The organism is Nitrospira sp. Vd2, from assembly GCF_979581665.1.
This window is the reverse complement of sequence record NZ_CEFZSK010000033.1, coordinates 75,246-90,060: the sequence shown is the minus strand read 5'-3', so window position 1 is coordinate 90,060 and position 14,815 is coordinate 75,246. Positions and strand designations below refer to the sequence as shown.

The window sequence follows — 14,815 nt, the reverse complement described above, 5'->3', positions numbered from 1 at the left end:
TGCGATGGTGACACCGATGCGCGAAGCGTTTGGACCTCGGCAAGGCAGAATCTTGATCGTGGACGATGAGGCGCAGGTGCGAAAGCCACTCTCGCTCATTCTGGCCAAGGAGGGGTACGAGGTCGTCGAAGCGGCACACGGAGGCGAGGCGATCGAGTTGCTCAACTCCGGCGACAATCCGTTGATGGTCGACACGATCCTCTGCGATATCCGGATGCCGAAGATCAATGGCAAGGAAGCGATTCTCTATTTTCGCCGGCAGTATCCTTCCGTCCCCGTCGTCGTCATGACGGGATACCCCGACGTCGAACTCGCGGTGGCGTTGATGCGACAGGGAGTCCGCGACTATCTCGTGAAGCCGGTGTCCAAGGATGAGCTCCTGACCGTGGTTCGCAAGTCGGTCGATCAGCACGTGCTCATGCGGGATCAATTTGCGGTGTGAAAGATGGGGTAGAGGGGTATGGGGTAAGGGGGTATGGGCTCTCCCTCTTACCTCGGTTTCATCTACCCCTTATCCCTTCTAAGATTCCCTTCAGGCCGAAGTAGCCGAACGCATCCTTGAGGTTCGAATACATCCGCTTGAACGGCCCCATCTCCTGATTCGTCACGTATTCGAGCGTCAGGACCACGCGCTCCTCGCCCTGCCCCAACGGTGTCACGGCATGCCAGAGCTTATCGCCGTTGAAGATCACCATCGTGCCGGGTTCCGTGGACAGCGACAACTCTTTCATCGTTCTTGACGGGTCGTCTTTGTAGAGCTGGCACACGAGCTTGCAGGACGGCGCGCGATCGACCAGGCCGAGGAGAACGGTATAGCGGGCGCCTTTGTAGTATGACGTGTCGTAGTGGTACCCGATGTGATCCCCGGGCTCCGTGTAATAGTACAGCGCGCAGGCATGCGGATCGTTGTCGGGGCACAGCATCAGATTCGCCCCGACAAGTTGGTTCAGAAAATTCATGAAGGCGGGCGACCGGTAGAGAGAAAGAAAGACGGGCGCCTCCTTGCGGAGCAGGAAGTAGCTCACGCTTCCGCCCTTCTTGTGGCCCGGAATGTAGTTCCGATTGAGCTTCGGCTTCATCTTCAGCACGGCGGGAACCAGGCAGTCTTCCACCACCGCAGGCGGAAGGAATTTGGGAAGACAGATGAACTCATTCTGCTCCCAATACTCACGGCGGACCCGCTCACCGTCGAGCGCGTGCACCGCGGAGTGAACCGCGTCGGAAAGTTCCTCTGTCGGCGATGCGATCATGGTCTCCTCGTCAATCCTGAACCCGGAAACGTCTCATGGCGGGCTCAGCGACGGTGCTTTGACGACCTCCACGCCGGGCGGCGGTGTGAAGTCGAACAGCGAGGCATTCAACCCGCTATTCGGCTTGAGATTCGTAAAGCGAAACGTCGAAATGTTTCCGCTGACCTCGTGAATCGTCACGGTCTTGATGTAGTACGTCTTCGGCTGCAGTTCAAGCACGATCCGCAACACGGTGCGGGTCGGGTCGGACTGCGACGCCTTGGGGATGAGCGTGAGGAGCGGGAGGCCGCCTTCGCCCCGCTCTCCACCGCGCGACGACTCGACCTCGAATTCCTCCTCGATCTTCGCCACGCCCTGCAACAGTTGGAGGGGCGCCTGCGAGGCCGCCATCTGTGTCAGTTTACCGACGAGCACCTGCTTGTGCTCCGGTACGTACATCATCACGTCGTTGCGGTTGACGTAGATCTCCTCGACGTTCGGCTCGCGATAATCCCACCGCAACAGCCCCGGCTTCTTGATCATCATCCTGCCGCTCGACTTCAACGGCGTCGCAAAGCCCTCGATCCGCGTCGTCTGCTCGAAGTCCGCCTGTAAATCCTTCGTCTGCTCATACCGCGCCTGCAGCTTCTTGACCGCCTCCCGTATCTCCTTCGCCGCCTTCTCCTCCTTCCCCTCGTCAGCCGCGAAGATTATGACAGTCCAGGAAGGAATTAGAATGAGGAACGGGAGCAACAGGAGGAGTTTCCATCTTCTCTTCCCTCCGTGAAGATGGGTGGGACGAAGTTCGGAGCGGACGTTGCCGGACGAGCGGGACCCCGCCGTGACTCGGGTGAGAAGGAAAGCGGAAACTGACCGAGTCCGCGAGGGAATTTCCGAAGGCTTCCGCTCACCCGAGTCCGAGCGGGTCGCTCGGGGAGGCGCGGGAGCGGAGAACTTCGTCCCATCCATCTTCACCCTTCCGCCTCTCCCACCGGCCCCCGCCGCCCGATCACTTCGCGCCGTCCGTCGCGGCCGGCCGCGCTGACGATCCCCTCCTCCTCCATGCGTTCGATCATCCGTGCCGCGCGCGGATAGCCGACGCGCAGCCGGCGCTGGATCAGCGAAGCGGACGCCTGTCCGGACGTCAGCACCAGATCCTTCGCCTGCTCATAGAGCTCGTCCTTGGCTTGCTCCTCCGCGGCCTCTTCCTGGCGGATCGCTTGGAGCGCCTCGTTGTACGTGGGGAGCGCCTGCTTCTTCACGAACTCTACGACCTGTCGCACGTCCTCATCGGGGACGAACGACCCGTGCAGTCGCGCAAGCCGGCCGGTGCCCGAGGCGAGATACAGCATGTCGCCACGCCCGAGCAAGGCCTCGGCGCCGTTGGCATCGAGAATCGTGCGCGAGTCGGTCTTCGAGGAGACCTGAAACGAAATTCGGGCGGGAAAGTTGGCCTTGATGAGGCCGGTCAGCACATCGACCGACGGCCGCTGCGTGGCGAGGACCAGATGAATGCCCGCCGCCCGCGCCATTTGCGCAAGCCGCGCGATCTTATCCTCGACTTCCTTCGGCGCCACCATCATCAGGTCCGCCAACTCGTCGATCATCACGACGATGTACGGCAGCGGCGAGGGCGGGGTGGGGCGAGCTTGGCCCTCCGTCGTCTCACCGGCCGACAGGCGCTCCTCCTCGCTCGCGAACTCCATCGGCAGTTCGGTCTGCTCGGGATGCCGCGGACCATGAGCTCCATGCGCGTCGGCCAGTCGCCGGTTATAGCCGTCGATGTTGCGGACGCCGGCATCGGCGAGCAACTTGTAGCGACGCTCCATTTCCTGAACGACCCAACCCAATCCGCGGTTCGCCGATTTTGCGTCGGTGATCACCGGGCGGAGCAAATGCGGGACGCCTTCGTAGGCTTGCAGCTCGAGCATCTTCGGATCGATCAGCAGCAGCTTGACCTCGTCGGGCTTTGCCTTGAACAGGAGGCTGAGGAGCATCGTATTGAGGCCGACGCTCTTGCCGGCGCCGGTGGCCCCCGCGACCAAGAGATGCGGCATTGACTTCAAGTCGGCCACCACCGGCGTGCCGAAGATATCTTTACCCAGCGCCAAGGTCAGTTTGGAGCGCGAATGCGCATAGGCGTCACTCAAAATCACTTCTTTTAACGAGACGGTCTCGCGTTGCCGATTCGGGACTTCCACTCCGACGACGGACTTTCCCGGCAACGGGGCGACGATCCGGAGGCTAGCGGCCTTGAGCGCGAGCGCGAGGTCGTCACTGAGGTTCACGATCCGCGCGACCTTGACGCCGGGGGCCGGCTCGAACTCATACATGGTCACGACGGGGCCCGGATGGATCTCCGTCACCTTCCCCTCGATTCCGAAGCTCAGCAGGGCGCGGCTGAGGACATCGGCTTGAGCCTTCAGCTCGTCGTCGGTCATGCGCGCGGCTTCAGAGGGGAGGTCACTCAGCAGCCGGCGAGGGTCGGGCAGAATATAGCCTGAGGCTGCCGCATGGACCGGCACTTCAAGCGGCACGTCGGTTGATTCCTCATCGCTGGGGGCCGCTTTGCTTGCCGCCTTCACCGTCGGCATGGTCGGCATTGGGAGCGGCGGCGCGTCCGGCTGGGCGTCGTTCTCAGCCGTGCTGTCGGCTCGATTGATCTTGACCGGCTTGGGCCGTGTCTTTTTCCGGGTGCCCGGCTGCTCCACCTTCTCCGGTAACACGGCGGCGACGGTTTCGCAGAGCGAGACCCACCATTCAGGCACACGGCGAGCGAGCATGCTGAGCGAGACGGGCGTGGCGAACAGCAACGAGACGATCAATCCACCCAAGATCAGGATATGCGCGCCCGTGTTCGCAAAGTAATCGCGAAGGATGCCGGCGAGCAACTCGCCGAAGACGCCGCCTGCCAGGCCCTTATAAATGAAGCCGCCGGAGAACGTCGGGACGCCGATGACCTCGAGGTCCAACAGGCCGCTGAGGAACAGAATCGCGGCCGCCGAAGCGACACCACTGCGGACGGTGACATCCAATGCACCGTGCAGGAACGATCGGATTCCCACCACGGCGAGCAAGACCGGCAGCAGATAGGCGGCAGCCCCGATCAGCCAAAAGAGTCCCGTCGCCATCGAAGCGCCCACCGTGCCGATCATGTTCCGAGTCGCGTGCGGTTGACCCGGACCGGGCGGCGGTCCCGCTGTGAAGAAGGAGACATCGGTCGGCGCAAACGAGAGCAGGCTCAAGAGCACGAGCAGGCTCAGCGTGATGAGGACGACGCCGAGGACTTCGTGCTGCAGATGGGAAGACTGGCGAGACACACCGCGAGCGTCACCGCGCTTCGCCGTGGTGGAAAGACCCATAGCGCGGGATGGTAACACAAGTGAAATTGAATTCAAAGAAAGTGGGAGAGGAGGGGCAGGGCGATAGGCCGCCCTGTGCTCGCGGAACGCGCACGATCAGAATGTGCTCGTTCGACGCGCGCAGGTGGGGCGGCCTGTCGCCCCGCCCCTCCAGTAACGGAAGCATTCACTTGTGTTGGGGAGGGAGAGACGAAAAAAGAGGAGTGCGCGCGAAACACGCACGTAGGAAAGGTGCTCGCACGGGGAAAGGCGTGTCCCGGCGCGCCGGGGCGGGCGGGTGAGAAGGTGCGCGCAGTGCGGACGACCTCCGGTCCCTCCCGACCTCATTTGATAAAAGATCACTTCTGGAGGAGGGAGAGAGATAGAAGAAAGAACGCACTCAGCACTGTCTTAGTCCGTTTGCGAGCCCGGCGAACTCTTCGAGGGAGAGCGTCTCGGCGCGGCGGGTTGGGATGATGTGGGCTTGTGCAAGGGCGGCGGTGACGGCATCTGCTGGGAAGCCTTCCGTGCGGAGGGAGTTGGCGATGGTTTTCCGGCGGTGGGCGAAGGCGGCGCGGACGACGCGGACGAAATGGGACTCATCATGGACTTCGACCGGAGGCTCCGGGCGGACGGCGAGTGCCATGACGGCTGATTCGACGTCCGGCTTGGGATGAAAGCAGTTCCTGGAAACCTGAAAGGCGATCGTCGGGATGGTCCAGAAGTGGCAAAGCACGGACAGGATACCGTACTCCTTGCTCCCCGGGGTCGCGACGAGCCGGCGCGCGACTTCCGTTTGCAGCATCACGACCATGCGGTCGATCCGATGCCGCGCCTCAAACAGTGCGAAGAGGAGCGGAGTCGAAATGTAGTACGGCAGATTGGCGACGACGACCGTCCCGACGGGCAGGAAGTCATAGTCAAAGGCAAGCGCGTCGCCTTGCCGGATCTCGAGATTGGAACGATGACCGAGTGTCTGCCGTACGTAGTCGGCAAGCCGGGCGTCCAGTTCGACGGCGATCACGCGAGCCGCCGCGTCGCACAGCGCGGCCGTCAGGATGCCGCGGCCGGGTCCGATCTCCAGCACGGTTTCGTCCGGCCGAATCGCCGCCACGGCAACAATCTTCCGCACGATGTTGGGATCGGTGAGAAAGTGCTGCCCGAGATGCGTCCGCGGCGGAGGGGCAGTGGGACTCATGCCCTCAGGGCGCTTTCTTCAGCTTGGCGGCCAGCGCGACTAGAAAATTGCGGTACGGCTCGATCGCGTCGCTCAATTCTTCGAGGAGGTCGTTGGTAAACGACGGGCCGGGGGCGAGTGCGGTAAACTTGCGCGCTTCCGCTTCGCCGAGGTGGGTCGCCAACAAGGAGACGGTGCTGCTCTTCCAGGCTTTCAACCGTTCATGTCCGCGCACGGTGTTGAGGTCTTGCGCGGCCTGCCGATAAATCTTGTCGAGTTCCTGAATCTGGCGCTCCAGGAGAGCCAGCGCGGACGATCCGTCATTCATGCCGTCGTCCTCCTCCCTTTGGCGAGTTGTGCAGCGAGGCTGATAGCGTGGACGAGGCTTCCATGATCGGCGATGCCCTTCCCCACGATGTCGAAGGCTGTCCCATGATCGACCGAGGTGCGAATGATGGGCAAGCCGATGGTCACGTTCACGCAGGTGCCGAAGGCGACGGTCTTGAGCGGGATCAGGCCTTGATCGTGAAACATGGCGACGACCGCGTCAAACTCGCCTCGTACCGCCTTGCCAAAGAGCGTATCGGCCGGCATGGGATCGGTCGCGGTAATCCCGAGTCGTCTTGCACGGCGGCAGGCTGGCGCAATCATGCGTTGCTCTTCCGTGCCGAACAAGCCCCCTTCCCCGGCGTGCGGATTGAGTGCCGCGACACCGATCCGGGGCCGCTTGATGCGAAAATATTCTCTCATGCCACGCTCGGCGAGCCGAATCGCGCGAAGCACGCGGGCGGTCGTGAGCATGGGAGGCAGGTCACGGATCGCGACGTGGGTCGTGACGAACATGATCTTGAGCGGTCCACCGACGATCATCATCCCGGCCTCCTTGCTCTTCGTCACGTCCGCGAGCAGTTCCGTGTGTCCGGGATAGTGATAACCGGCGAGGTGAATGGCTTCCTTGTTGATCGGGCCGGTGACGATCGCATCCACACAGCCGCTTTCCGCAAGCTGTACCGCTTTTAAGATGAAGGCGACGGAGGCCGCGCCGGTGTTGGCCGAGACGGTTCCCAGGTGAAACCTCCCAAGCGGCCGTTCGAGCGGGTCCAGGACCGGCAATTCGCCTCGGCGAACCACAAGACCATGTCCTGCGACGGGGACGGTCTTGATCGACAGGCGTAGCGATCGGATCGTCGTGTCCATTACCGGGCGGGAGCCGATGACGATCGGCCGGCACATGGTCGTGATTCGGCCCTCGGTGACAGCCTTCGCAATGACCTCCGGGCCGATCCCCGCCGGATCCCCCATCGTGATGCCAAGGATAGGACGATCAGTGCTGAGTGCTGCGTGCTGAGTGCTGAGGCGCCCGGCGTCACGAATAAGTGAGGCCACGTTTGGGCGCGCCGGCGAGATGGTGAGCCGGCCGTGTCTTGCGGAGCGCGTCCCGAATCGTCGGGTGCCCGTCTTGGTCTGATCTTTACGCCGCATACACGTACACAGTGAAGGCCACGTAGAGAGCCGCGCTTCCGGCGATCAGCCATGGCCGCCAGTGGCCACCCCAGAGAAGCTGAGCGAAGCTCAGGCCGACGGCCAGCAAGGCCAGCCCCATGGCGCCGAGCGCCGTCGGGCCCAGATCCCAGTTGGTGCCGATCAAGCCGACCGAGACGGGAAAGGTGCCTTGGAAGACCATGGCGCCGGTGACGTTCCCGACCGCAAGCGTGTCCTTCTTCTGATAGAGCCACAAGAAGCTATTGGACATCTCCGGCAGTTCCGTGGCCAGCGGCGCGATCAAGAGCGCGAGCAGCAAGGGCGACACGTTCAGCTCCGTGGCCAGCGCTTTCGCGGCCGTGACGAACAAATGAGCGCCACCGGCCAGTCCGATCAGCCCAATGGCGCCCTGGATGCCGATCAAGAGATACGATGGCCGCTGGGCCTTTCTGGCGAGGTAGAGCGGCTCCAGCACCACGTCGTCGTCGTGGTCGGCCGCAAATTTGGTCTTCATGTACACACCGTACATGAGGATCAGCATCGCGGCGACGGCATAGCGCACGAGCGTCACCTGGATGAACACGCACGCCATGGCGAGTCCATAGGCGATCAAGAAGAATTGCAGATCAACCCGCACCTCGCGATAGTTCACTTTGAAGGCGGCGTGGCGTTTCCCGAGCCGTGCGTACAGCACGAGCAGAACGGCGAGGATCGGGAGCACGAGCGTGCTGAGCATGAACGGGGCACCGAGGATGGCCCCGAGTCCGACGGCGGTGCGTTCCTCCCCGGTCCCGAAGAAGATCGCAATAATCGGGATCGACGTCTCGGGAAGTGTCGTCCCCACGGCGGCAAAGACGCTCCCGACCGCCCCTTCGGGGACCTTCAGCCGCTTCCCCAGCCACTCGATGCCGTTGGTAAAGAGCGCGCACCCGCCGAGGGTGACGACGACGGATGCGAAGAAGAGCAGGACGTACAGTAGAATCGTCATGATGAGGAACGAGCGGCGGCACGCAACGGCATTAGGCCTTCCCCTTTCGTTTGACGGCCGCGGTTCGCCGCCACCGCAGCAGCGCTTCCTCCATGATCTCCCGGACCGGCGTGCCCGTCTGCTCCGCGATCCGTTTACAATCCTGATACTCGGGCGCCGCCTTTGTACGGCCGTTCCCGAGGTCGGCGATCTTCATGTGAACCACCGCGCCGCGTACGGAAATCGCTTCCATCCGGCGGGGGACGACGTACCGCGTCATCTCTTGTACGCGCACGCCGAGCGTGCTCGTCTCCTTTAAGATCACCGCCACGATTGCTTCCACTTTGGCGGGCGACGCAAGTGCTGTCAGCAGAATCGCCGGTCTGCCTCGTTTCATAATCACGGGCGTGAGCAGCACATCGACGGCGCCCGCGGCAAACATCCGCTCGACCGTCGTCTCATACGTCTGTGGGTTGACGTCGTCGAGGTTGGTTTCGAGAACCACGATCGTATCCCTCGTCGCCGAGATGAGCGACGGCGATTCATCGAGGAAGATTCGCAAGGCGTTCGGCCACCCGCTGGGATCGGCGGTGCCGGCGCCATGGCCGACGCGGGCCGGCCTCATGAGCGGCATGGGACCAAACTCCTCGGTCAGGGTCCGGAGCAACGCGAGCCCGGTCGGGGTCGTCAACTCGCGCGTCGGCCCGGCGCTATAGACCGGGATGCCGCGTGCAAGCGCCGCCACGGCCGGGCCGGGAGCCGGCAATCGGCCATGCGCGGTCTCGACGAATCCGCTCCCGAGGTTGACGGCCGAGGCGGTGACGCGCGTCACGCCGAGTAAGTGGCAGCCCAAGAGCGAGCCGATCACATCGATCAACGAGTCGATCACGCCCACCTCATGAAACGTCACGTCGTCGGTCTTGACGCGATGCGCGATGCCTTCCGCCTCGGCCAGTCGCTCGAAGACGGACACGCTCTGATCCTTGACTGGCGGCGGCAGGCGGCTGACCTTGATCAGGCGGTGAATGCGCCGAAGCGAGAGAGGTCGGTCAAAGCCTGTTTCGATCAGCACATCGACTTTCGTGGCGTGGAGACCGGCTCGCGTCACCTGTCGCGATTGCAGGCGATACCCGCCGGCCGGAACCGCTTTGAGCGCGCGCGTCAGCTCCTTCAATGACAGCCCGGCGTCCACGAGCGCGCCCAGCGTCATATCGCCGCTGATGCCCGAGAAGCAATCGAAGTGCAGGTGCGACATAGTCGGATGCCGTCTACCGTAAACGGGGGCTCATCTTAACAAACGCCGCGGCGGACCAAAAGCGTCTTCGCCGCACTGCCTCGTCATTGACACCACCCGTGTGCTGTGCTATCCACAACCGGCTTTTGGGGGTTTTCAGTCGGCTCACCGCATGCACCACCGCGTACGGCTCTCCCGATCCCTTACCGACATACAGCGGCTCATACGACCACACAATCCTCGTCGCGCCGCATCAGCCCACTCTCTGACGATCATCGGTCTCTGCGTCATTCTTGCTCTCTCCTCGGCATCCGCGGTGTTTGCGGCGAAACGAAAGGCGCGTCCGATCATCCCCCCCGAGCTTCGCATCCTCTCCGTCGTCCTCACGCCCAATCCGTATACGGCTGGAAGCGGCACATTGGATTTTATGATTCAAATTGAATTACCAAAGGAGATCGATCTCGGTGCACTGCTCGAGGTCTCATCCCTCATCAGCTCACCATCGATGCGCTCCATGCGATTTCTGAGCAGCCGCCAGCCGGTCGCGGAGGCGGGCGAGGGGATGACCGCCACACCGGCGGCCACCGAACGGAAGTCGCGCATCGAGGTCACGCTGAGTTGGGATGGCCTCGATCAGGCGAAGGAGGTAGCGCACGGCGGTGAGTACAGCTACGAGATTCGCGCAAAATTGTTGACCGTCGGCGAGAACGGCCCGCGCACCCATATGGTCTCATGGCCGAAGCGCGGCACGGTGATGGTGAAGTAAGGAACGTTAACCGTTAATTCCGTTAGGTCCGTTCAGTCCGTTAGCGGATTAACAGAGGGCAACGATCCCAACCGACTGAGCGGATCCAACGGACCAAACGGACGCAACGGACATCACGATTCACGGCTTCTCCCCCAGCATGTTGATTCGATGCGCCAGGCAGGCGGCGCCGAAGCCGTTATCGATGTTCATCACCCCCACCCCCGCGGCGCAGGAATTGAGCATCGTGAGCAGGGCGGCGAGACCGCCGAAACTTGCGCCATAGCCGCGGCTCGTCGGTACCGCGATCACGGGGCAATCGACCAAGCCCCCGATGACGCTGGGCAGCGCGCCATCCATGCCGGCGACCACGATTACGACACGGGCCTTCAGCAGCCGTTCGTGTCGACTGAAGACACGATGGATGCCGGCGACGCCGACATCGTAGATCGTCTCGACACAGCTTCCCATCACCTCGGCCGTTATGCGCGCTTCTTCGGCCACCGGAATATCCGACGTGCCCGCCGAGACGATAAGAATATCGCCGTGCAAGGCCTGGCTGCGCTTTTGGATGGCGACCACGCGGGCCGATTCGTGGTACACCGCACGCCGGTCCAACTTCTCCAACGCTCGGGCGGCTTCCGGCGTGACGCGCGTGGCCAAGAGCGTCGGGTGAGCGTGCAGGAGGCGACGGGCGATGCCGGTAATTTGTTGCGGCGTCTTGCCCTCACAGAAGATGACTTCCGGGAAGCCTTGCCGAATGGCACGGTGATGATCGACGGCGGCGAACCCGAGGTCTTCGAATGGCAGGGACCGCAAGCGCTCGATGACGGCGTCGACCGAAACCTTCCCTTCCTGTAGCGCCGTCAACAGCTTTTGGAGCGTGGATTGATGCATCGCGAAGGCCGCCGTTCACTTCATGCCGTTCCGGATCTGACAACCTCGAACTTCGGAACCTCGAACATGCATCATCCTTCCTCCTTCGCCGCCCGTTCCATCAGATGGGTCACGGCTTGCCGCGGTGACGTCCCTTCGAAGAGCACCCCAGACACTTCCCGCACAATCGGCATCTCGACGTTGAACCGAGAGGCGAGGCCGGCCGCCGCACGCGACGTCCTGACGCCTTCGGCCACGGCGTGGCTGTCCTTCAGAATGTCGGCGAGTTTGTGTCCCTGACCCAACCGCAGCCCGACCGTATAGTTGCGGCTCAACGGCCCGGTGCACGTGAGCACAAGGTCTCCGACGCCCGAGAGCCCATAGAAGGTCCGCGGGTCCGCCCCCATCGCCACGCCGAGGCGCACCATTTCGGCGAGACCGCGTGTGATGAGGGCGGCGCGTGCATTGTGGCCAAGTTGCAAGCCATCGACGACGCCGGCCGCGATCGCCATGACGTTTTTCAATGCCCCACCCAATTGCACGCCGATGAGATCTGAACCGGCATAGACGCGAAACAGCGGCGTGAGCAGGGCGTATTGCAGGTGCCGGACGGTTTCCAGCGCCTTGCCTGCCAGTACCGTCGCAGTCGGTGTGCCGCGACAGACCTCCAATGCGAAGCTCGGTCCGGACAGCACCGTTAATCCGGCGTGCAGCGTGTTCGGCAGGACCTCTTCCATGACCTGTGTCATCAGCTTCAGGCTGTCCTCCTCGATGCCCTTTGTCGCGATGATGATCGGGTGCTGCGGTGGGATCGATGTCACCATTCGTTGCAAGACCGCCCTGGCGGCATGGGAAGGCACGGCAAAGATGGTGAAGACGGAATCGGCCACGGCTTCGGACAATGACACCGTTGCGGTCAGCGAGGGCGGAAGCGGAATGCCCGGAAGGAAAAGCGTGTTTTCCCGCTCGTTCCGAATCGTGTCGACGACGTCCTGCTCGTATGCCCAAAGTCGGACGGATGCACCGGTGAGCGCCAGATGGCGGGCGAGTGTCGTGCCCCACGCTCCCGCGCCGATCACTGATACGCGCTGTGGTGTGTGATTCATTCCAAGCCAGGTACGAAGCGTCGAATTATAGGAGTCGTCACGCGAAGCTGTCAAAACGAGCGAGAGCCGTCACCCTGGCCGCTCGTCTTTCCATCGTCAACGGCGTACGATGGCGGAAGGGAGTCGCTCATGCAGTGTCCGTCGTGCGGACACCGAATGGAACCAGAAGCGCGCTTCTGCAATCACTGTGGCGCGGCGCTGAGGGGTCGGTCGGACGGCCATGCCGGCGAAGATTTGAACCTTCCGATTCTCTACGTCATGGTCGCGGTGCTCATCGCGGCGCTTCTCGTTCCACCCTGGGAAAGCCCGGCCGGTGAGCCGGCCGAGTTTCTAGGATTTCACTTCATCCTCGATGCGCCGAGCAGCGCGCGCGGAGGTGCCGGCATCGTGAGCCGGCTGCTCTTGACGGTGGAGGTGACGACGATCGCGGTCGCCGGCCTCTATTTCTCGTGGCTGTTTCGGGGAAAAGGACGTTGATCGTGAACCGACAAGAGTCTCTGGACGATGAACGCCATCACAGCGCCAATGTGAGGCATTTGGCGGAGCCCCCGGCTTTCTTGAACTCGTCGAGCGGAAGCGGATGAGGCGTGTAGCCGCGTTCCCGAAGCCGCTGCTCGGTATCCGGACAGCCGAGCGGCAGCACGACGTGCCGGCCGACGCACACGGCGTTACAGGCGAACTCTAGCGCCTCGTGCTCCGGCACGATAATCTGCCGATCCTTGGCGATGCGCTCCGAGATCACCGTTTGCGCGTAGGGATCGAAGGCCGGGGGATAGAAGAGGAGTTCCCCGCCGCTCAGGGGGCAGAAGCACGTGTCGAGATGGTAGAAGCGCGCATCGATCAGCTCGACGGGGATGATCTCGCGCTGGAAGATTTCGCTCAAGGGCGTGTACGCGCGGATGTCGCTCCGCTGTCGATAGCCGCCGAACCAGACATCGGAAAACCCCAACAGATCGCCGGCGCCTTCGAAGAAGACGCCTTTCTCCAACAGACTCACCTCGTACCCGTGCTCGCGGAACCATTGCTCGAAATGCCGTTCCTCCCGTTGGCGTTCCGGATGGCGGAACCGACTGGGAACGGCGCGTTGTCCCTGGACGACCCCCGCATTCGCCGTGAACACCATGTCGGGAAGGCCGGGGACCGGCGTCATCCGCTCGAGCTGCGCCCCGATCACGTGCTCCAATTCGTGCGCCAATCCCGCCCACTGCCGGCGCGCGCGGTCGCGGTCGGCCGTATTCGACACGCGCATCCACGGATTAATCTCGTACTCAATCCCGAAATAATCCGGCGGGCACACCAGAAGTCGACTCATGGTTTCCACCCCAACTCCCTGGCCAGCTCGCGCAAGAAGGAGGCGGCATCCATGATCAGCCCGGCGGCCTGAAAGCTGCCACGGTCGGTGAGCTTCGTCGGCACGGCGGGATTGATGTCGACACAGACCGTCGGAATCGTAGCCGGCAGTAAATTCCCTGTGGCGATCGAATGGAGCGTGGACGCGACGAGCAGGGCGAGCTTGACGTCACGCAGCGACGCCCGCATCGCCGCTTGTGCCTGGACCGAATCGGTGATCACGCCCGGGAGCGGGCCGTCGTCGCGGATCGTCCCGGCCAGGACGACATGCACGCGCCGGCGCACGCATGCCGCCATGATCCCTTCCGTCACAAGCCCACTCTCCACGGCGCGTTCGATGCTGCCGATTGCGCGAATCCGGTTGATCGTCCGCAAATGGTGCTCGTGGCCGTGCGGCACCGCCCGTCCGGCCGTGAGCGCGTAGCCCAACGAGGTCCCGAAGAGCGCCGCTTCCAGGTCGTGCGCGGCAAGCGCGTTCCCGCAAAAGAGGACCTGGATGTAGCCCGAGTCAATCAGCCAGGTCAGCGCATCGCGACCGCCCGAATGGATGATCGCGGGCCCGCCCGCAAGCAGCACAGTTCCCCGCTCCCTCGGTGACTCGGCGAGCTGCCGCATCCGCCGCGCGACGTCCCGAATGATATGGCCGTGCGGGCGTTCCGAGGAGATCTGCGCCTCCATGAAGCCGAACACGTCGCGCTCTTGAGGGCGCTCCAGCGGCTGCACCCGAATCCCGTCACGGCCGGTCACGATCAGATCGCCGGCCCGCACGTTTGCCATTGGGACGGCTTGGGCGACAGGACGGTCGGGGTGCACGCGAATCGCCACGTCCATCTCGATGCCGTCAACGTCGATCCACTCGCCCTTGATCCGGACCTGAGTGGGGAGATGCGTCGTGGCGTAAAACATGTCGGGAAGGATGCCGTCGGCCGGGGCGGGCTCGTACGTGCAATCGCGCTCGCGTTCGAGCGTCGCGCCGTGCGGCTGAATGGCATTGAGGATGTCGTGCAGCAAGGCCGGGGTGGCCGCTCTCACCGTAATTTTCGCGCGCGACGGCCGGTCCCTGGTTGCGCCAATGTGCACATCGTGCAGGTCGAAGGTCCCGCCCATCATGACAATGGTGTCGAGCACCTTTGCCAGGATCAGAGAATCGATGATGTGGCCTTGGAGGAGAACGGTTTCGTGCGCGGTCTGCATCACGCCCTCGACGAAGCTGTCCTATGATACCACCGTGCGGTGGGCGCTGCCGAAGGGCGGGAGACGAAAAGAGAACGGCTGGAAAACAAAAAGGGAGAAGCCGAAGCTTCTCCC

At 63.0% G+C, this 14,815-nt stretch carries 15 protein-coding genes; 3 read left to right on the top strand and 12 right to left on the bottom strand.

Annotated elements, in window-relative coordinates; translation table 11 throughout:
• Positions 1 to 4: 4 nt before the first annotated feature.
• Complete coding sequence (locus AC1U7K_RS12650; protein WP_480251742.1) at positions 5 to 442, top strand: response regulator; 438 nt, start codon at positions 5 to 7, stop codon at positions 440 to 442.
• 58 nt (positions 443 to 500) lie between these two features.
• Here the strand turns inward: AC1U7K_RS12650 and AC1U7K_RS12645 are convergent, their stop codons facing one another.
• The 8 genes from AC1U7K_RS12645 to larC all read right to left on the bottom strand — a co-directional run bounded on the left by AC1U7K_RS12645 (position 501) and on the right by larC (position 9,451).
• Positions 501 to 1,250 carry a 2OG-Fe(II) oxygenase family protein gene (locus tag AC1U7K_RS12645; RefSeq protein ID WP_480251740.1) on the bottom strand — a complete coding sequence of 250 codons (750 nt, stop codon included), beginning with the start codon at positions 1,248 to 1,250 and terminating at the stop codon, positions 501 to 503.
• Between the two features lie 33 nt (positions 1,251 to 1,283).
• Positions 1,284 to 1,982, bottom strand: coding sequence for an outer membrane lipoprotein periplasmic chaperone LolA (lolA, locus tag AC1U7K_RS12640; protein ID WP_480251738.1), 699 nt, complete (start codon positions 1,980 to 1,982; stop codon positions 1,284 to 1,286).
• Between the two features lie 218 nt (positions 1,983 to 2,200).
• On the bottom strand, positions 2,201 to 4,549 hold the full coding sequence (locus AC1U7K_RS12635; RefSeq protein ID WP_480251737.1) for a DNA translocase FtsK: 2,349 nt from the start codon (positions 4,547 to 4,549) through the stop codon (positions 2,201 to 2,203).
• A 421-nt stretch (positions 4,550 to 4,970) separates the two neighbouring features.
• Complete coding sequence (rsmA, locus tag AC1U7K_RS12630) at positions 4,971 to 5,768, bottom strand: 16S rRNA (adenine(1518)-N(6)/adenine(1519)-N(6))-dimethyltransferase RsmA (RefSeq protein WP_480251735.1); 798 nt, start codon at positions 5,766 to 5,768, stop codon at positions 4,971 to 4,973.
• Positions 5,769 to 5,772: 4 nt separating this feature from the next.
• Positions 5,773 to 6,075: a hypothetical protein gene (locus AC1U7K_RS12625; protein ID WP_480251734.1), complete on the bottom strand. Its 303-nt coding sequence runs from the start codon at positions 6,073 to 6,075 to the stop codon at positions 5,773 to 5,775.
• Positions 6,072 to 7,229 carry a 4-hydroxythreonine-4-phosphate dehydrogenase PdxA gene (gene pdxA / locus AC1U7K_RS12620; protein ID WP_480251733.1) on the bottom strand — a complete coding sequence of 386 codons (1,158 nt, stop codon included), beginning with the start codon at positions 7,227 to 7,229 and terminating at the stop codon, positions 6,072 to 6,074. Before pdxA ends, AC1U7K_RS12625 begins: the two co-directional genes overlap by 4 nt.
• Positions 7,219 to 8,217: a sodium:calcium antiporter gene (locus tag AC1U7K_RS12615; RefSeq protein WP_480251732.1), complete on the bottom strand. Its 999-nt coding sequence runs from the start codon at positions 8,215 to 8,217 to the stop codon at positions 7,219 to 7,221. The genes pdxA and AC1U7K_RS12615 overlap by 11 nt, the downstream gene beginning before the upstream one ends.
• 31 nt (positions 8,218 to 8,248) lie before the next feature.
• Positions 8,249 to 9,451: a nickel pincer cofactor biosynthesis protein LarC gene (larC, locus tag AC1U7K_RS12610; protein ID WP_480251730.1), complete on the bottom strand. Its 1,203-nt coding sequence runs from the start codon at positions 9,449 to 9,451 to the stop codon at positions 8,249 to 8,251.
• 295 nt (positions 9,452 to 9,746) lie between these two features.
• On the opposite strand from larC, the gene AC1U7K_RS12605 reads away from it, so the two are divergent.
• Positions 9,747 to 10,196 carry a hypothetical protein gene (locus AC1U7K_RS12605; RefSeq protein WP_480251729.1) on the top strand — a complete coding sequence of 150 codons (450 nt, stop codon included), beginning with the start codon at positions 9,747 to 9,749 and terminating at the stop codon, positions 10,194 to 10,196.
• Positions 10,197 to 10,316: 120 nt separating this feature from the next.
• Here AC1U7K_RS12605 and larB read toward each other — a convergent pair whose 3' ends face one another.
• Both larB and AC1U7K_RS12595 read right to left on the bottom strand, forming a co-directional pair.
• Positions 10,317 to 11,072 carry a nickel pincer cofactor biosynthesis protein LarB gene (gene larB, locus AC1U7K_RS12600; RefSeq protein WP_480251727.1) on the bottom strand — a complete coding sequence of 252 codons (756 nt, stop codon included), beginning with the start codon at positions 11,070 to 11,072 and terminating at the stop codon, positions 10,317 to 10,319.
• Between the two features lie 71 nt (positions 11,073 to 11,143).
• The gene (locus AC1U7K_RS12595) at positions 11,144 to 12,157 is read right to left on the bottom strand and encodes an NAD(P)H-dependent glycerol-3-phosphate dehydrogenase (RefSeq protein WP_480251726.1); all 1,014 of its coding nucleotides are present in this window, start codon (positions 12,155 to 12,157) and stop codon (positions 11,144 to 11,146) included.
• 129 nt (positions 12,158 to 12,286) lie between these two features.
• On the opposite strand from AC1U7K_RS12595, the gene AC1U7K_RS12590 reads away from it, so the two are divergent.
• A complete protein-coding gene (locus tag AC1U7K_RS12590; RefSeq protein ID WP_480251725.1) occupies positions 12,287 to 12,634 on the top strand; it encodes a zinc ribbon domain-containing protein in 348 nt (115 codons plus the stop codon).
• Between the two features lie 37 nt (positions 12,635 to 12,671).
• Here the strand turns inward: AC1U7K_RS12590 and AC1U7K_RS12585 are convergent, their stop codons facing one another.
• On the bottom strand, positions 12,672 to 13,469 hold the full coding sequence (locus AC1U7K_RS12585; RefSeq protein ID WP_480251724.1) for a dimethylarginine dimethylaminohydrolase family protein: 798 nt from the start codon (positions 13,467 to 13,469) through the stop codon (positions 12,672 to 12,674).
• Complete coding sequence (locus AC1U7K_RS12580) at positions 13,466 to 14,701, bottom strand: ornithine cyclodeaminase, nickel-pincer nucleotide-dependent (RefSeq protein WP_480251723.1); 1,236 nt, start codon at positions 14,699 to 14,701, stop codon at positions 13,466 to 13,468. The genes AC1U7K_RS12585 and AC1U7K_RS12580 overlap by 4 nt, the downstream gene beginning before the upstream one ends.
• Positions 14,702 to 14,815 lie beyond the last annotated feature (114 nt).